The sequence below is a fragment of the Candidatus Pelagibacter bacterium nBUS_28 genome (genome assembly GCF_051200915.1).
In the GTDB taxonomy this organism is placed as follows: Bacteria; Pseudomonadota; Alphaproteobacteria; order Pelagibacterales; family Pelagibacteraceae; genus Pelagibacter.
Map to the genome: position 1 here is coordinate 691,828 of NZ_CP172844.1, position 17,324 is coordinate 709,151.

Consider the following 17,324-nt stretch of genomic DNA (forward strand, 5'->3'; position numbering starts at 1 on the left):
TTTTATTTTTTAGCCGCTGTTGCAGGTTTAGCTTTTTTATCCGCTGGTGTGTGACCATAAAAAGTTCTTGTAGGTGAAAATTCGCCTAATTTGTGTCCAACCATATCCTCTGAAATTGTGATTGGTATAAATTTTTTACCATTATAAATTTGAAAACTTACACCAACAAAATCAGGTAATATTGTTGATTTTCTTGACCATGTTTTAATTGGAATTTTTTTTGGATCAACTTTGTATTTATCAACTTTTTTCATTAAGCTTTCTTCAACAAAAGGTCCTTTCCACACTGATCTAGCCATTACTTAGTATCCTTCCTCTTATTTCTTCTCTTAACAATATATTTATCTGTTCTCTTATTATCTCTTGTTTTTAATCCTTTAGCAGATTGACCTGTAGGTGAAACAGGATGTCTACCACCGGCTGATTTACCTTCTCCACCACCATGAGGGTGATCTACAGGGTTTTTAACAACTCCTCTTGTATGTGGCTTTCTTCCAAGCCATCTTGATCTTCCTGCTTTACCAATTTTAATATTTTTTTGATCTGGATTAGTTAAAATTCCTATTGTAGCCAAAGATCTAGAATCTATTTTTCTAACTTCGCCTGAAGCTAGTTTAATTAAACTATAGTTTCCATCTAAACCACTAATTGTTACTGACGAACCTGCAGATCTAGCAATTTTACCGCCAGCACCTGGTTGAATTTCAACGTTATGTATGTTTATACCAACTGGAATATCTTGGAGTGGCATACAATTTCCAACTTTAATTTCTTTTTTAGAACCATTTTCAATTTTATCACCAGCTTTAATTTTTTGTGGTGCTAAATAGTAAGCATGAGAACCGTCTTCAAATTTTACTAACATAATGTAACACGATCTATTTGGATCATATTCAATTCTTTCAACAGTAGCCGCCATATCAAATTTTTTACGGTAAAAATCTACATGTCTATACATTTTTTTATGGCCACCAGATCTATTAATATTAGTTATATGTCCGTTATTGTTTCTTCCTTTCATTGCATTTTTTGGAGATACAAGTGATTTAAAAGGTTTACCTTTCCACAGACCGGTCCTATCAACCAGAATAGTGCCTCTGGTAGATTTTGTGTAAGGTTTAAAAGTTTTTAGTGCCATTTATTAAATTCCTGTAGTTAGGTCAATACTTTGACCTTTTTTAAGTGTTATTATTGCTTTTTTAAAACCAGAAACTCTTACTTTTTTTCCTCTGGTGATTTTAACTCTATTCTGTTTGTTAATTATATTAATCTTAGTCACGTTTACTTTAAAAATTTTTTCAATATTTTTTTTTAAGTTTGTTTTGTTCGCGCCCGCAGCAACTTTAAAAACAATTTTATTTTGTTCTGACAAATTTGTTGACTTCTCTGTGACCATTGGAGAGACAATTTTGTCGTATAAATGTATTTTGTCCATTTTAAGAATATCTCTTTTCTAGTTCTTTTACCGAGCTTTCAGTAAAAACAACTTTTTTAAATTTTATAATATCGTATGAGCTGAAATGGTTTACATCAGTTACTTTAACATTTGGAATGTTCCTAGCTGATTTTTCAATTTTTTCTTTAGAGGCTTTGTCTAATATAATTAAAGAATTCGATATTTCTAATTTTTGAATAATTGCATTCATTTCTTTAGTTTTTTTTATTTCAGTTGAAAAATCACTTAAAATTAATAAATTTTTGTCTTTATTTTTTTCAGTAATTAAAGATGCTACACTTAGCTTCTTCTCATTTTTGTTTAATTTTCTTTTTTTGTAAGCAAGTTCACCCTTAGGACCGTGTGCTATACCACCACCAACAAATATTGGTGCTTTTCTACTTGCGTGTCTTGCTCCACCAGTTCCTTTTTGGGCATAAATTTTTGATGTAGGGCCACTTACTTCATTTTGCTGCTTCGTTTTAGCGTGTCTACCTTTGTAATTAGCGTTGGTTTTATACAATACACTACTAACAAGTTTACTATTAATTTTTGCAGAAAATATTTTATCTAATACTTCAATAGTATCTTTTTTTCCATCAATGCTTATTTTTTCTATTTTCATTATTTTTTCTTTTTATCAGGTGTTTTTTTAGCTTCTTCTGCTGCTGCAATTTTTTCAGATACAGTCATTTTATTTATATTTTTTACAGATTGTCTAACTACAACTTCTGTATTTTTTGAACCTGGAATTGAACCTTTTAAATACAAAAGTTCGTTTTCTAAATCTGTTTTAATTATTTCAATGTTAAGCATTGTTCTAAGTCTGTCACCCATATGACCAGCCATTTTTTTTCCTTTGAATACTTTGCCGGGATCTTGGCTATGTCCTGTTGAACCATGGGCTCTATGTGAAACTGATACACCATGACTGGCTCTTAGGCCTCCAAAGTTCCATCTTTTCATTGCTCCAGCAAATCCTTTACCTATAGTTTTTGACCTTGTATCAACAAATTTTGTATCCTTAAATATTTCAAGGCCAAATTCATTACCTTCTTTATAAGTCTCGGTATCTTTTACTCTAAATTCTTTTAGTTTCTTTTTAGCTTCAGTATTTTTTTTAGCATAAAAGCCTTTCATAGCTTTTGTAAGTTTGGAATTTTTGATTTTTCCATAACCAAGTTGCACTGCCTTGTAGCCTCTTTTTTCTTCATCAATAACTTGGATAACTCTAGCTTTTTCAACCTTAAGTACAGTCACAGGAACAAGCTGACCAGTTTTATAAAACTCTCTAGTCATTCCTATTTTTTTTCCGATTAAAGCAATCTCAGTCATAATTAAATTTTTATCTCCACATCAACACCTGATGCAAGGTCTAGTTTCATTAAAGCTTCTACTGTTTGTGGTGTTGGCTCTATAATATCTATTAATCTTTTATGTGTTCTTGACTCAAATTGTTCTCTACTTTTTTTGTCAATATGAGGACCTTTTAAAACTGTGTATCTTTCTATTCTAGTTGGTAATGGAATAGGTCCTTTAATAGTTGCCCCTGTTCTTTTTACAGTGTTAACTATTTCTTCAGTAGAAGCATCTAAAATTTTGTTATCGTATGCTCTAAGTTTAATTCTAATATTTTGTTTTTCCATAATTACCCTGCTATCTTCTTAGTTACTTCGTCCTGTACGTTTTGTGGCACTTTAGAGTAATGATCAAAGAACATTGAATATTGGGCTCTTCCTTGAGACATTGATCTTAAATTATTTATATATCCAAACATATTAGCTAGTGGAACCATTGCTGTTATTACAGTGGCATTACCTCTTTGTTCTTGGGTACTAATTTGACCTCTTCTACTATTTAGGTCACCTATTACATCACCCATATAATCTTCTGGAGTAACTACCTCAACTCTCATTACTGGCTCGAGCAGTTTTAATGTTCCTTTAGTACATGCTTCTTTAAAACAAGCTCTACCTGCAAGTTCAAAAGCAAGAACGCTTGAGTCTACATCATGGTGTAATCCATCTAAAATTGTCACTTTATAATCAATCATTGGAAATCCACATAAAATTCCATTGTCTGAGACTGTTTCTATTCCTTTTTCTACGCCTGGAATAAATTCTTTTGGAATTGCACCACCTTTAATTTTACTTTCAACAGACCTTCCAGCACCTGGCTCTTGAGGTTCAACTAAAAGTTTAACTTTTGCAAATTGTCCTGCACCACCACTTTGTTTTTTATGAGTATATTCAACCTCAGATGCATTTTCTAATGTCTCTCTATAAGCAACTTGTGGAGCACCAACATTAGCTTCAACTTTAAATTCTCTTTTCATACGATCAACAATTATATCTAGGTGTAATTCACCCATACCTTTAATAATCGTTTGACCAGACTCTTCATCAGAAGTAACTCTGAATGAAGGATCTTCTTTAGCAAGTCTACCCAAAGCTTCACCCATTTTTTCTTGGTCAGCTTTTGTTTTCGGTTCAACAGCAATTTCTATAACAGGATCTGGAAATTCCATGGGTTCTAATAAAACTGGTTTCTCTTCATCACATAATGTGTGACCTGTTATAGTGTATTTTAATCCAGCTAGTGCTACTATATCTCCAGCATTAGCCTCTTTAATATCTTCTCTAGAGTTAGCGTGCATCAATAACATTCTTCCAACTCTTTCTTCTTTTTCTTTTGATGAATTATAGATTCCTGTTCCAGTTTTTATAGTACCTGAATAAATTCTTATGAATGTCAAAGAACCAACAAATGGGTCGTTTGCAACTTTAAAAGCTAATGCGGAAAATGGCTGGCTATCTTCAAATTTCATTTCCATCTCATCCTCAGAACCAGGCTTAGTACCTTTAATTGATCCAATATCAATTGGGCTAGGTAAATAATTTATTGTAGCATCAAGTAATGGTTGAACACCTTTATTTTTAAAAGCCGAACCTGTAGTAATTGGCACGAAACTGAAGTTTAAAGTTCCTTTTCGAATACATTTTACTAAATCTTCTTCTTTAATCTCATCACCATTTAAATAAGCTTCCATTAATTTTTCATCTTGTTCAACTGCTGTTTCAACTAATTCAGTTCTATATTTTTGTGATATTTCTTTTAAATCATCTGGAATATCTTTGTATTCCCATTCAGCTCCTAAAGCTTCATTTTTCCAAACTTGTGCTTTCATTTTCACTAAATCTACAACACCAGACAATGATGCTTCAATTCCAATTGGTATTTGAATTGGTAGTGGTTTACATCCCAATCTATCTCTAATCATGTCAACACATCTAAAAAAATCTGCACCAGTTCTATCCAACTTATTCACAAAACAAATTCTTGGCACTTTGTATTTATCTGCTTGTCTCCAAACAGTTTCTGACTGAGGCTCTACACCTGCAACACCATCAAAAACACATACCGCACCATCCAAAACCTTAAGGGATCTTTCAACTTCAATTGTAAAATCTACGTGACCTGGTGTGTCTATAATATTAATTCTATGATCATTCCAAAAACAAGTAGTTGCAGCAGAGGTAATTGTAATTCCTCTTTCTTGTTCTTGTTCCATCCAGTCCATAGTTGCAGCACCATCATGCACTTCACCTATTTTATGGCTTTTACCTGTATAGTATAAAATTCTTTCTGTTGTAGTAGTCTTACCAGCATCGATGTGGGCCATGATCCCAATATTTCTATATTTATCTAGTGTATGAGTTCTAGCCATAATTTATTACCATCTAAAATGTGCGAAGGCTTTATTAGACTCAGCCATTTTATGCACATCCTCTCTTTTTTTAACTGCAGCACCTTTTTTCTCATAAGCATCAAACAATTCATTAAAAATTTTATCTGACATATGTTTGTCTTTTCTTTTTCTTGCAGAATCTACTAACCATCTAATAGCTAATGCTTGAGCTCTTTTGCTTTTTACTTCAACAGGAACTTGATAAGTAGCACCACCAACTCTTCTTGATCTTACTTCAACAGTTGGCTTAATATTATTTATAGCTTCATTAAAAATATTAATTGGCTCATCTTTAGATTTTGTTTTAATTTTATCTATTGCGTCGTAAACAATCTTAGCAGCAACACCTCTTTTACCATCGTACATTATATTGTTAATTAACTTTGGTATGATAGTTGAATTAAACTTTGGATCTGGAACAACATTTTTTTTTGGTTGAGTTTTTTTTCTAGACATTATTTACCTTTTTTAGTTCCATATAAAGATCTTCTTTTTTTTCTATTAGCAACACCTTGTGTATCAAGGTTTCCTCTTAAAATATGATAACGCACGCCTGGCAAATCTTTTACCCTACCACCTCTAATTAGTACTACTGAGTGCTCTTGAAGATTGTGTCCTTCACCAGGAATGTAAGCAGTAACTTCAAAACCATTTGACAGTCTTACTCTAGCAACTTTTCTTAATGCAGAGTTTGGTTTTTTAGGAGTAGTTGTATAAACTTTAACACATACACCTCTTTTGAGAGGTTGTTTTTGTAATGCAGGAACTTTGTTCCTAGTTAATTGTTTAACTCTTTTTTTTCTTAACAACTGATTAATAGTTGGCATAAATTTTTTATAAAATTAATTAATTTATTTTTAGAAGAAAATAACTGACGGGTTATTTTGTGGCAGCGTTTAGTACTATTAGTAGGTACTACATTCCAACCAAAAACATCGCCAAAATACTTATTAATCTGACTTTGTCAAACTAAAACTTCAAGTATTAAGTGATATTTTTACTGATTTGCAGGAGTTTCTAAAGGTTCGGATGTTTCTATTTTATCTTGTTCAGCAATAAAATTATTATCGTCCTCAAGTGCTTTTTTATTCCATTTGTTTTTAATATGACCTGTTCCAGCAGGAACCAATCTACCCACAATAACATTCTCTTTTAGGCCATTTAATGGGTCTACTTTACCTTTAATAGCTGCATCTGTTAAAACTCTAGTTGTTTCTTGGAATGAAGCAGCTGAAATAAACGACTCAGTTTGTAACGAAGCTTTGGTTATACCCATCAATACACGCTCACCAACAGCAGGTGTCTTACCTTCAGCTACTAGCTTTTCATTTACAATATCAAATTTTATTCTATCAATAACCTCTCCTGGCAAATAACTAGAATCACCAGATACTTTTACTTCAACTTTTTTAAGCATTTGTCTTAGTATAGTCTCAATATGTTTGTCATTAATAATTACACCTTGTAATCTATAAACTTCTTGTACTTGGTTAACAAAATATTCAGTTAATTCTTTAATTCCCAATACTCTTAAAATATCATGTGGTAAAGGTTGTCCATCAAGTAAGTATTCACCTTTTTGTATTTTTTCACCTGGATTGAAATTAATGTGTTTTCCCTTTGGAATTAAATAATTTGAAGGTTCAGCTCCATCCTCTGGAACGATAGATACTCTTTGTTTTCCTCTAACCTCTTTACCAAATACAACTTGTCCATCATTTTCAGCAATAATTGCACTATCTTTTGCTTTTCTTGCTTCAAATAATTCAGCAACTCTTGGAAGACCACCAGTAATATCTTTTGTCTTAGTAGTTTCTTTAGGTAATCTAGCAATAACGTCTCCAGCAAAAACTTTTTGACCATCTTTAATTGAAAGAATTGAGTCTGGTACCAAGTAATATCTTGCTTCATTGTCATCAGCTTTTTTAATAACATTTCCTTTGTCATCTCTAAGTGTAATTCTTGGTTTTAAATCAGTGCTTTTTGATTGAGCTCTCCAATCAATAACTGATTTTGAAGATATACCAGTTGCATCATCTGTAGTTTCTTGAATTGAAACACCATCAATTAAATCAACAAAACTTGCTGTACCACTTTTTTCAGCGATCACAGGTGTGGTGTACGGATCCCATTCACAAATTTTTGTATTAGCTTTAATTTTATCACCACTATTAAAAAATAATTTTGATCCGTAAGCAACTTTATAAACAGCCACCTGAACACCATTATCATCTTCAATAGAAAGTTGGGTATTTCTTCCCATAACAATTAAGTTTTTCTTAGAATCCTCTAAAATATTAGAGTTTAAAATTTTAAGTGTACCTTCGTTTTTACTTACAATTTGAGAATCTTGTTTAACTGACGCTGTTCCACCAACGTGAAAAGTTCTCATAGTCAACTGAGTACCTGGTTCACCAATAGATTGAGCAGAAATCATTCCAATTGCCTCTCCAACATGCACCATTTTACCTCTAGATAAATCTCTTCCATAACAAGTTGAACAAACACCTTCTTTTGAACTACATGTCATTACAGAATAAACTTTAAGTGATTTTACACCAGCAGCATCAATCAAATCACAACCTGCTTCATCAATCATTTTTGATTTTTTAATTACAACTTCACCAGAAAGTGGGTTTTTTACATCAGCTGCAGTAACTCTTCCTAAAGCTCTTTCAGATAGGCTGACTACGACATTTCCACCTTCTAAAATTTCTGAAAGTTCGATAAATCCTGGATCATCACATTGAACTTTAGTAATTGTTAAATCTTGAGCAACATCACACAGTCTTCTAGTTAAATAACCTGAACTTGCAGTTTTAAGAGCTGTATCTGCAAGACCTTTTCTAGCACCGTGTGTAGAGTTAAAATACTCTAATGCTGTTAAACCCTCTTTAAAGTTAGAAATAATTGGGCTTTCGATAATTTCACCTGAAGGTTTTGCAATCAAACCCCTCATTCCAGCTAGCTGTTTCATTTGTGCTGCAGATCCTCTAGCACCACTATCAGCCATCATATAAACTGAATTAATTTTTAAACCTTCTGGGGTTTTTTCAGTAGCAGAAATACCCTTCATCATTTCACCAGCAACTTTATCTGTACATTTTGACCAAGCATCTACAACTTTGTTGTACTTTTCACCTCTTGTAATTAATCCTTCAGAATATTGATTTTCATAATCTGCTATTAATCCTTTTGTGTCTTCGATTAATTGAGTTTTGCTTTCTGGAATTACAAGATCGTCTTTTCCAAATGAAATTCCAGCTTTAAAAGCATGTTTAAATCCTAAATCTTTTAATTTATCACAGAATATAACAGTTGTTTTTTGTCCACAAAATCTAAACACTACATCTATAATTTCAGAAACAGTTTTCTTAGGTAGTAATCTATCAACTAAAGAAAATTTAATATTGCTATTTTTTGGAAGTAAATTTGCTAATAAAAATCTTCCAGCTGTTGATGTGTATTTTTCGTATTTCTTGTTTCCGTTTTCATCAACTGTTTCAATTCTTGATATAATCGTGCTGTGAACTTTAATTTGGTCTGAAGCTAAAGCAAATTCAATAGCATCAACATCAACAAAATATCCCGAAGATTTATCTGTCATAGGTTCTTGAGAAAGGTAATAAATACCCAAAATCATATCCTGACTTGGTACAATGATTGGCTTACCATTAGATGGAGATAAAATGTTGTTTGTAGAAAGCATTAATATTCTAGCTTCTAATTGAGCTTCCAAACTTAATGGAACGTGAACAGCCATTTGATCACCATCAAAGTCAGCGTTAAAAGCAGCACAAGTTAAAGGATGCAATTCAATTGCATCACCTTCTATAAGTTTAGGTTCAAACGCTTGTACACCTAATCTGTGAAGTGTTGGTGCTCTGTTTAAAATTACTGGATGTTCTCTAACGATTAGTTCTAAAGCATCCCAAACAGCATTTGTTTCTTTTTCAACTAATTTTTTTGCTTGTTTGATTGTAGATGCTAATCCAAGCTTATTTAATCTTGCATATAAAAATGGTTTAAATAGTTCTAAAGCCATTTTTTTTGGCAAACCACACTCATGAAGTTTTAGGTCGGGGCCAACAACAATTACTGATCTTCCTGAGTAGTCCACTCTTTTACCAAGTAAGTTTTGTCTAAATCTACCTTGTTTACCTTTTAGCATTTCGGCTAAAGATTTAAGTGGTCTTTTTCCAGTACCAGTTATTACTCTGCCTCTTCTACCATTATCAAATAATGCATCCACTGATTCTTGAAGCATTCTTTTTTCATTTCTAACAATGATATCAGGAGCTTTTAGATCCATTAATCTTTTTAATCTATTATTTCTGTTAATAACTCTTCTATAAAGATCATTTAAGTCTGATGTAGCAAATCTTCCGCCATCTAAAGGCACTAAAGGTCTTAGTTCAGGTGGGATTACTGGCACTACTGTTAATATCATCCATTCAGGTTTTTGTCCTGTTTCAATAAATGACTCAACTAATTTTAATCTTTTGATTGCTCTTTCTTCATTAACTTTTGATTTTGTTTCTTTAATAAAGTTAATAAGATTTTTTCTTTCTAATTCTAAATCTAAATTTTTTAGCATTTCAAGTACAGCTTCAGCGCCTATGCCAGCCTCAAATGACTCTTCACCAAACTCGTCTTGATATTTGGCTAATTCTTCTTCATTGAGAAGTTGATTTTTTTGTAATCCAGTTAAACCTGGTTCAATTACTATAAAGTTTTCAAAATAAAGAACTCTTTCGATTTCTTTAAGTTTCATATCAACTGCTAAAGCAATTCTGCTTGGTAAAGATTTTAAAAACCAAATATGAGCAACAGGTGTTGCTAAGTTAATGTGACCCATTCGTTCTCTTCGAACATTAGATTTAGTTACTTCAACACCACATTTTTCACAGATAATTCCTCTAAATTTCATTCGTTTGTACTTTCCACACAAACATTCGTAGTCCTTAATTGGGCCAAATATTCTAGCACAAAATAGACCATCTTTTTCAGGTCTAAAGGTTCTGTAATTTATTGTTTCTGGTTTTTTTATTTCACCAAAAGTCCATGATTTAATTTTTTCAGGGCTGGCTAATGTTATCTTGATGCTATTAAAATTTTGAGCTTCTGAAATCTCAGTGTTTTTAAATAAATCTGTTAGTTCTTTTTTCATTTTTAATTAAGCTCCACATTTAGTGCTAATGATTTAATTTCTTTAACTAGAACGTTAAATGACTCAGGTATACCTGACTCAAAATTTTCCTCGCCTTTAACAATAGTTTCATAAACTTTAACTCTTCCAGCAACATCATCTGATTTAACAGTTAAAATTTCTTGAAGTGTATATGATGCACCATAAGCTTCTAATGCCCAAACTTCCATTTCACCAAATCTTTGACCACCTAATTGAGCCTTACCACCCAAAGGTTGTTGTGTAACTAAACTGTAAGGTCCTGTTGATCTAGCATGAATTTTGTCTTCAACTAAATGATGAAGTTTAAGCATATAAATTATTCCAACTGTCACAGGTCTATCAAATTTTTCACCTGTTCTTCCATCCCATAAATATGTTTGTCCCGAACCTGGTAATTTAGCAAGCTCCAGCATTTCTGTAACATTTTTTTCTTTTGCACCATCAAATACTGGTGTTGAAATAGCTATTCCGTCTTGTAAAGTTTCAACTAAATCTTTGAATTCAGGCTTGCTTAATTTTTCAACTTTATCATCAAAAATTTCTTCACCATAAACAGATTTTAAAAATTTTGAGATTTTTTCAGTTTTTTCAATTTTCTTATTATTCTCATTGACTAATCTTTTAACCTCTTCGCCAAATTCTTTACAAGCCCAACCCAAGTGAGTTTCTAAAATTTGACCAACATTCATACGACTTGGTACACCAAGTGGATTTAAAACAATATCAACAGGTCTTCCATCTTCTCTATAAGGCATGTCTTCAACAGGAACAATTTTACTTACAACACCTTTGTTACCGTGTCTTCCAGACATCTTATCTCCAGGTCTTAGTCTTCTCTTAATTGCAACAAAAACTTTAACCATCTTCATAACACTAGGGAGTAAATCGTCACCACTTCTAATTTTTAAAACTTTATCTTCAAATCTTTCGGTAATATCTTGTTTTGCTTTATTATATTGATCTTTAAGTTGAGCTAAAGTTGCTTCATCATTAACATTGCCGACTGTAATTTTAAAAACATCATTGATAGGTAAATTATCTATTGATTCGAAATCTAATTTAGTACCTTCAGATAAATCTTTTACTTTTTTAGTTAAAGAAGATCCTGATAAAAATTGTGATGCTCTTTGTTTAATGCTTCTCTCTAAAATCTCTTCTTCAACAATTTTGTCTTGTTGAACTTCTTCAATTTCTGCTCTTTCAATCGTAATTGATCTTTCATCTTTTTCAATACCGTGTCTATTGAATACTCTTACATCAACAACAGTCCCACTACTTCCTCTAGACATTCTTAAAGATGTATCTGTTACATCTATAGCTTTTTCACCAAATATTGATCTTAATAATTTTTCTTCAGGTCCTGAAGCAGAGTCACCCTTAGGAGTTACTTTTCCAACCAAAATATCACCTGCATTAACTTCAGCACCAATATAAACAACACCAGACTCATCAAGGTTTTTTAATGCTTCTTCATTAACATTTGGAATATCTCTAGTTATATCTTCTTCACCTAATTTTGTATCTCTTGCCATAATTTCATATTCGACAATATGAACAGAAGTAAACACGTCGTCAGTTACACATCTTTCAGAAATCAAAATTGAATCCTCAAAATTATAACCTTGCCATGGCATGAAGGCTACAGTTACGTTTTTACCTAAAGCTAATTCACCTAATTTAGTAGAAGGACCATCAGCTATAATATCTCCAGATTTAACCTTGTCACCAACTCTAACTAAAGGTTTTTGGTTGATGCACGTATTTTGATTTGATCTTTTAAATTTCTGCAAATTGTAGATATCAACACCTGATTTTGTAAAGTCAGTTTCTTCAGTAGCTTTAATTACAATTCTTTTACCATCAATTTTATCCACTGTTCCATCTCGCTTAGCAACAATAGTAACACCTGAGTCTAAAGCAACATCACTTTCAATACCCGTTCCAACCAAAGGTGATTCAGGTTTTAATAATGGAACTGCTTGTCTCATCATGTTAGATCCCATTAAAGCTCTGTTAGCGTCATCGTTTTCTAAAAAAGGTATTAACGAAGCAGCAACCGATACAAGTTGTTTAGGTGATACATCAATGTAATCAATAGTTTCAGGTTTAGCTAAAAGAAAATTTAAATTTTGTCTACAAGAAACCAATTCTTCAATTATTTTTCCATTTTTATCTAATTTAGTATTTGCCTGTGCAATAGTAAATTTTGTTTCTTCCATTGCAGATAAATACTCAACATTATTTTGAACAACACCATCTTTTACTTTTTTATATGGACTTTCAATAAAACCATATTTGTTAATTTTTGCATAAGTTGATAAGCTGTTTATTAATCCAATGTTTGGACCTTCTGGTGTTTCAATCGGACAAATTCTTCCGTAGTGAGTTGGGTGAACATCACGAACTTCAAAACCAGCTCTTTCTCTTGTTAACCCACCAGGTCCTAAAGCTGAAACCCTTCTTTTATGTGTAATCTCTGATAATGGATTAGTTTGATCCATAAATTGTGAAAGTTGTGAACTTGCAAAAAAATCTTTTAAAGAAACTGTTAAAGGTTTAGCGTTAATTAAATCCTGAGGCATTGCTGACTCAACATCTAAAGTTGTCATTTTTTCTTTTATCGCTCTTTCCATTCTGTAGACACCAATACGTGCTTGATTTTCAACTAACTCACCAACAGAACGTACTCTTCTATTACCAAGATGGTCAATATCATCAACTTCATCTTTTCCATCTCTTAAATCTAACATCTTATGAACAATTGCTATGATATCGTCATTTCTCAAAATTGTAATTTTGTCTGAACAATCCTGTTCTAACCTCGAGTTCATTTTAACTCTTCCAACGTCTGAAAGGTCATATCTGTCAGAACTAAAAAATAAATTATTGAAAATTTGAGTAGCTATTTCAATTGTTGGTGGCTCACCAGGTCTAAGCATTTTATAGATTTCGGTAATAGCTTCATCTTTAGTATTATTCTTATCATTTAAAATAGTTGTTAATAAATAAGGTCCTTTATTAATTGAGTTTGTTACGGAAATTTGTAACGAATGGATGTTTGCATCTAATATTTGTTGAATTACAGCGTCATTTAATTCTGTTCCGATTGCAAAAGTGCCCTCTTCTTCATCGTTAACTTTAACATTTCTATGTAGAAACTTTCCATACATAGACTCTTTTGTTACCAAAATATCTTTAAGGCCATCGTTAGCTAATTTTTTTGCATTAAGGAAATTAATTTTATCACCTAACTTAATTACTACTTCACCAGTTTTGGCATCTGTAACTTCTTCGGAGAAATTTTTTGCTTTATAATTTTCTGGATTAAATTTTGTTTTCCATTTTTCAGTCTTAGGATCAAAGTTAAATTGTTCACTTTCATAAAATTCATCAACGATTTCAGCTTTAGTATAGCCTAATGATAACAATAAAGTTGAGGCAAAAATTTTTTTCTTTCTATCAATTTTAAAATATAAAAAATCTTTAACATCATATTCAAAATCTAACCAAGAGCCTCTGTTCGGAATAACTCTTGCATTAAATAATAGTTTACCACTTGCGTGAGTTTTACCTTTGTCATGATCAAAAAATACACCAGGACTTCTGTGCATTTGATTAACTACAACTCTTTGAACGCCATTAGTAATAAAAGTACCACTGTTAGTCATCATGGGTACTTCACCCATATAAACTTCTTGTTCTTTTGCAGACAATATATCTTTAGTATTATTATCTTGATCAATTTCATAAACAACTAATCTTAAAGTACACTTAAGAGCAGATGAGTAAGTTAAACCTCTCGTAATGCATTCCTCTACATCAAACTTAGGTTTGTCTAATCTGTACGAGACATATTCTAATGTTGCTTTGTCATTTAAATCTTCAATTGGAAATATACTTTTAAAAACTCTATCAAAACCTTTTGTAAGTTCTGTTTCAGCATAAAATTCAGTTAATTCTTTGTAAGAATTTTTCTGTACTTCAATTAGGTTTGGAATAGATAAACTTTCTTTTAGTTTACCAAAACTTTTTCTTATGTTTTTCTTTTCAGTAAAAGATAATTGCATTTATATTTAATAATACTGATTAAAAATAATCAGTATTCGAATTCTTTCTTATTAATTTATTTAAGTTCTACTTTTGCACCTGCGGCTTCAAGTTTAGCTTTGATCTCCTCAGCTTCTTTTTTATTTACACCAGTCTTAACTTCTTTTGGTGCTCCCTCTACAAGATCTTTAGCTTCTTTTAAACCTAATGAAGTTGCTGCTCTAACTTCTTTAATAACATTAATTTTCTTTTCACCAGCTGACATAAGCATGATTGTAAAATCGTCTTTATCTTCTGCTGGAGCTGCACCTGCTGCTGCTGGAGCCGCTGCTGCCATAGGAGTAACACCCCATTTTTCTTCTAATTGTTTTGAAAGTTCAGCTGCCTCAGCAACAGTCAAACTTGAAAGGTCTTCGATAATTTTGTTTAGGTCAGGCATAATTTACTCTTTGGGTTGTGTTTCAGAATTTTCTGCGGACAAACTACTCATTTTTTCTGAGTATGCAAGCAAAATACTCACTAATTTTGATGCTGGAGCATTTAAAATACCTACAATATTTGCTCTTGCTTCGTCTAATGTTGGTAAACTAGCTACATTTTGGACACCAGCCTGGTCTAAGACCTCATTATCCATAATTCCACCAATTAATTTTAAGTTTTCATTGTCTTTTGCAAATTTTGATAGAATTCTTGCAGACATTATCGCATCTTCACCAAAAGCAACTGCTGTTGGCCCTGTAAATAAATCTGATAAATCTTTACACTTAGTTTTTTCCAAAGCTAGTTTAGTTATTCTATTTTTAGTTATTTTAAAAATTATTCCATGCTCTCTCATTTGAGCTCTTAAATCATCTAATTGAGTCATTGTTAAACCTTGGTAATGTGTAACCATTACAGCTTTACTATTTTCAAACTGTGTAGTCATTTCTGTAATATAATTTTTTTTCTGCTCTTTAGTTAACATGACTATATCGACTTCCCTAGTTTAACTTTGTATGAAACACCCATTGATGACGTAACAAATGTGTTTTTAATTAAGTCCCCTTTTAAAGTGTTGTTTGATTTTTCTTTTTCCAATGCGTCCAAAATTGCATGAAAGTTTTTTAATAATTGATCATCATGAAAGGATTTTTTTCCAATACTCACACCTATATTTCCATCTTTATCATTTCTGATTTCAACTTGTCCAGATTTAGCATTAGTTACTGCTTCTTTAATATTTTCTGATACCGAACCAAGTTTTGGATTTGGCATTAATCCTTTAGGGCCTAAAACTTTACCTAATTTAGAAAGTTTAATCATCATACCAGGAGTACATATTAATTTTTCAAAATTTAATTCACCACCTTTAATTTTTTCTACAAACTCATCACTGCCAACAATGTCAGCTCCAGCATCTTTAGCTTCTTGAGCTTTGTTATCTTCACAAACAACTGCAACTTTAACATTTTTTCCAGTGCCACCAGGTAAGTTAACAACAGTTCTGATATTAACTTCACTTTTCTTTTGTTTGTTATTTATTTGAAAACTTAAATCTAAAGACTCATCAAATTTGGTTGTACAATTTTTCTTAACTTCAGATAATAATTTTTCAATTACCTCGGCGTTTAAATCTTTAGTTTTTTCAGGTAGTTTTTTATATCTTTTGGATGGCATTACTCTTTTACCTCTATACCCATTGATCTTGCTGAACCTGCTATGATTTTTACTGCCTCTTCTAAATCATGAGCATTTAAATCTTGCATTTTTTGACTAGCAATATCTTCTAATTGTTTTTTTGATATTGATGCAACAATATTTCTTCCAGGTTCTTTTGATCCACTTTTACGCTTAACTGCTTCTTTAATAAAGAACGATGCTGGTGGAGATTTAATTTTAAAATCGAATTTTTTATCTTTGTAAACTGTAATTTCTACTGGAACAGGTTTTCCAGCCATTGATTTAGTTTTATCGTTAAAAGCTTTACAAAATTCCATGATGTTAACGCCACGTTGTCCTAAGGCTGGTCCTACAGGAGGAGCTGGGTTAGCTTGACCGCCTTTAATTTGTAACTTTATAAATCCACTAATTTCTTTTGCCATTAACTTACTTTCTCAACTTGGTTATATTCTAAATCTACTGGTGTTGGACGTCCAAATATAGAAACTGAGACCTTAAGTCTAGACTTTTCTTCATCTATATCTTCCACCATTCCACTGAACGATGCAAAAGGACCATCAACTACCTGAACTTTTTCACCAATGCTGTACTCTATACCAGATTTTGGCTGAGCCACACCATCTTTTATTTGTCCTAAAATCTTTTCAATTTCTTTGTCAGAAACTGGTACTGGAATCCCTTTAGATCCTAAAAAACCGCTTACTCTCTTTAAGTTCTTAATCATATGATAAATGTCATTATCCATCTCACACTTTACAAGGACATAACCCGGAAAATATTTCTTCTTTCTTTGAATTCTTTTTCCTCTTTTAACCTCTGTTACATCATGTGTTGGAACAATAATTTCCTCAAATTTGTCAGAAATTTTTGCTTTTTCAGCTTCTTCTCTGATTAGACCAGAAACTTTATTCTCAAAGTTAGAGTGTGATTGAACTATGAACCAATTTTTCATTAAATACTCACTTTAAGTAATAATTCTAAGAAAAACTTTAAAACTTGATCCAGAAGTAAGAAAAATAAAGACATCACAACTGCCATCGCAAACACCATTAAAGCACCTTGTAAAGTCTCTTTCCATGTAGGCCATGAAACTTTAAAAGCCTCTTGTTTTACTTCCTGGATAAATTTCATCGGGTTTTTCATAATTATTAAGCTCTAATTGGCAGGAGCGGAGGGACTCGAACCCTCAGCCTCCGGTTTTGGAGACCGGCGCTCTACCAATTGAGCTACACTCCTATTTATAG

General features: G+C 32.1%; 17 protein-coding genes and 1 tRNA gene. All 18 read right to left on the reverse strand.

What is annotated here, in order from left to right; all coding sequences use genetic code 11:
• Window positions 1–2: 2 nt before the first annotated feature.
• A complete protein-coding gene (rpsS, locus tag ACIJYC_RS03705; RefSeq protein WP_435086901.1) occupies window positions 3–299 on the reverse strand; it encodes a 30S ribosomal protein S19 in 297 nt (98 codons plus the stop codon).
• Window positions 299–1,138: a 50S ribosomal protein L2 gene (gene rplB / locus ACIJYC_RS03710; protein ID WP_435168038.1), complete on the reverse strand. Its 840-nt coding sequence runs from the start codon at window positions 1,136–1,138 to the stop codon at window positions 299–301. The genes rpsS and rplB overlap by 1 nt, the downstream gene beginning before the upstream one ends.
• 3 nt (window positions 1,139–1,141) lie before the next feature.
• Window positions 1,142–1,435: a 50S ribosomal protein L23 gene (rplW, locus tag ACIJYC_RS03715; RefSeq protein WP_435168041.1), complete on the reverse strand. Its 294-nt coding sequence runs from the start codon at window positions 1,433–1,435 to the stop codon at window positions 1,142–1,144.
• Between the two features lies 1 nt (window position 1,436).
• A complete protein-coding gene (gene rplD / locus ACIJYC_RS03720; RefSeq protein WP_435168043.1) occupies window positions 1,437–2,060 on the reverse strand; it encodes a 50S ribosomal protein L4 in 624 nt (207 codons plus the stop codon).
• On the reverse strand, window positions 2,060–2,770 hold the full coding sequence (rplC, locus tag ACIJYC_RS03725) for a 50S ribosomal protein L3 (protein WP_435086895.1): 711 nt from the start codon (window positions 2,768–2,770) through the stop codon (window positions 2,060–2,062). Before rplC ends, rplD begins: the two co-directional genes overlap by 1 nt.
• A gap of 2 nt (window positions 2,771–2,772) precedes the next feature.
• Window positions 2,773–3,081: a 30S ribosomal protein S10 gene (gene rpsJ / locus ACIJYC_RS03730; protein WP_023648425.1), complete on the reverse strand. Its 309-nt coding sequence runs from the start codon at window positions 3,079–3,081 to the stop codon at window positions 2,773–2,775.
• 2 nt (window positions 3,082–3,083) lie between these two features.
• On the reverse strand, window positions 3,084–5,162 hold the full coding sequence (gene fusA / locus ACIJYC_RS03735) for an elongation factor G (RefSeq protein WP_435168046.1): 2,079 nt from the start codon (window positions 5,160–5,162) through the stop codon (window positions 3,084–3,086).
• A 6-nt stretch (window positions 5,163–5,168) separates the two neighbouring features.
• Window positions 5,169–5,639 (reverse strand): 30S ribosomal protein S7, encoded by a 471-nt coding sequence (gene rpsG / locus ACIJYC_RS03740; RefSeq protein ID WP_028036888.1) that lies wholly within the window; start codon window positions 5,637–5,639, stop codon window positions 5,169–5,171.
• On the reverse strand, window positions 5,639–6,010 hold the full coding sequence (gene rpsL / locus ACIJYC_RS03745; RefSeq protein ID WP_023648422.1) for a 30S ribosomal protein S12: 372 nt from the start codon (window positions 6,008–6,010) through the stop codon (window positions 5,639–5,641). The genes rpsG and rpsL overlap by 1 nt, the downstream gene beginning before the upstream one ends.
• Window positions 6,011–6,180: 170 nt before the next feature.
• Window positions 6,181–10,353: a DNA-directed RNA polymerase subunit beta' gene (gene rpoC, locus ACIJYC_RS03750; protein ID WP_435168048.1), complete on the reverse strand. Its 4,173-nt coding sequence runs from the start codon at window positions 10,351–10,353 to the stop codon at window positions 6,181–6,183.
• Between the two features lie 2 nt (window positions 10,354–10,355).
• Complete coding sequence (gene rpoB / locus ACIJYC_RS03755; RefSeq protein WP_435168051.1) at window positions 10,356–14,441, reverse strand: DNA-directed RNA polymerase subunit beta; 4,086 nt, start codon at window positions 14,439–14,441, stop codon at window positions 10,356–10,358.
• Window positions 14,442–14,497: 56 nt separating this feature from the next.
• Window positions 14,498–14,860, reverse strand: coding sequence for a 50S ribosomal protein L7/L12 (gene rplL, locus ACIJYC_RS03760; protein WP_435164520.1), 363 nt, complete (start codon window positions 14,858–14,860; stop codon window positions 14,498–14,500).
• Between the two features lie 3 nt (window positions 14,861–14,863).
• On the reverse strand, window positions 14,864–15,385 hold the full coding sequence (gene rplJ / locus ACIJYC_RS03765; RefSeq protein ID WP_435164523.1) for a 50S ribosomal protein L10: 522 nt from the start codon (window positions 15,383–15,385) through the stop codon (window positions 14,864–14,866).
• 2 nt (window positions 15,386–15,387) lie between these two features.
• Window positions 15,388–16,077 (reverse strand): 50S ribosomal protein L1, encoded by a 690-nt coding sequence (gene rplA, locus ACIJYC_RS03770; RefSeq protein ID WP_435164525.1) that lies wholly within the window; start codon window positions 16,075–16,077, stop codon window positions 15,388–15,390.
• Window positions 16,077–16,502, reverse strand: coding sequence for a 50S ribosomal protein L11 (rplK, locus tag ACIJYC_RS03775; RefSeq protein WP_435164528.1), 426 nt, complete (start codon window positions 16,500–16,502; stop codon window positions 16,077–16,079). The genes rplA and rplK overlap by 1 nt, the downstream gene beginning before the upstream one ends.
• Entirely contained in the window at window positions 16,502–17,032 is a 531-nt protein-coding gene (gene nusG, locus ACIJYC_RS03780) for a transcription termination/antitermination protein NusG (protein ID WP_435098263.1), read from the reverse strand. The genes rplK and nusG overlap by 1 nt, the downstream gene beginning before the upstream one ends.
• A complete protein-coding gene (gene secE, locus ACIJYC_RS03785) occupies window positions 17,032–17,223 on the reverse strand; it encodes a preprotein translocase subunit SecE (RefSeq protein WP_028036880.1) in 192 nt (63 codons plus the stop codon). The genes nusG and secE overlap by 1 nt, the downstream gene beginning before the upstream one ends.
• Window positions 17,224–17,240: 17 nt before the next feature.
• A tRNA-Trp gene (locus ACIJYC_RS03790) sits at window positions 17,241–17,316 on the reverse strand.
• Window positions 17,317–17,324: the final 8 nt, after the last annotated feature.

Bases quoted from the DNA above. Each gene is read 5' to 3' on its own strand.
- secE (WP_028036880.1), bottom strand. From the start codon at position 17,223: ATGAAAAACCCGATGAAATTTATCCAGGAAGTAAAACAAGAGGCTTTT.
- rpsG (WP_028036888.1), bottom strand. From the start codon at position 5,639: ATGTCTAGAAAAAAAACTCAACCAAAAAAAAATGTTGTTCCAGATCCA.
- rplB (WP_435168038.1), bottom strand. From the start codon at position 1,138: ATGGCACTAAAAACTTTTAAACCTTACACAAAATCTACCAGAGGCACT.
- rpsS (WP_435086901.1), bottom strand. From the start codon at position 299: ATGGCTAGATCAGTGTGGAAAGGACCTTTTGTTGAAGAAAGCTTAATG.
- rpoB (WP_435168051.1), bottom strand. From the start codon at position 14,441: ATGCAATTATCTTTTACTGAAAAGAAAAACATAAGAAAAAGTTTTGGT.
- rpoC (WP_435168048.1), bottom strand. From the start codon at position 10,353: ATGAAAAAAGAACTAACAGATTTATTTAAAAACACTGAGATTTCAGAA.
- fusA (WP_435168046.1), bottom strand. From the start codon at position 5,162: ATGGCTAGAACTCATACACTAGATAAATATAGAAATATTGGGATCATG.
- nusG (WP_435098263.1), bottom strand. From the start codon at position 17,032: ATGAAAAATTGGTTCATAGTTCAATCACACTCTAACTTTGAGAATAAA.
- rplD (WP_435168043.1), bottom strand. From the start codon at position 2,060: ATGAAAATAGAAAAAATAAGCATTGATGGAAAAAAAGATACTATTGAA.
- rplL (WP_435164520.1), bottom strand. From the start codon at position 14,860: ATGCCTGACCTAAACAAAATTATCGAAGACCTTTCAAGTTTGACTGTT.
- rplJ (WP_435164523.1), bottom strand. From the start codon at position 15,385: ATGTTAACTAAAGAGCAGAAAAAAAATTATATTACAGAAATGACTACA.
- rplC (WP_435086895.1), bottom strand. From the start codon at position 2,770: ATGACTGAGATTGCTTTAATCGGAAAAAAAATAGGAATGACTAGAGAG.
- rplK (WP_435164528.1), bottom strand. From the start codon at position 16,502: ATGGCAAAAGAAATTAGTGGATTTATAAAGTTACAAATTAAAGGCGGT.
- rplA (WP_435164525.1), bottom strand. From the start codon at position 16,077: ATGCCATCCAAAAGATATAAAAAACTACCTGAAAAAACTAAAGATTTA.
- rpsJ (WP_023648425.1), bottom strand. From the start codon at position 3,081: ATGGAAAAACAAAATATTAGAATTAAACTTAGAGCATACGATAACAAA.
- rpsL (WP_023648422.1), bottom strand. From the start codon at position 6,010: ATGCCAACTATTAATCAGTTGTTAAGAAAAAAAAGAGTTAAACAATTA.
- rplW (WP_435168041.1), bottom strand. From the start codon at position 1,435: ATGGACAAAATACATTTATACGACAAAATTGTCTCTCCAATGGTCACA.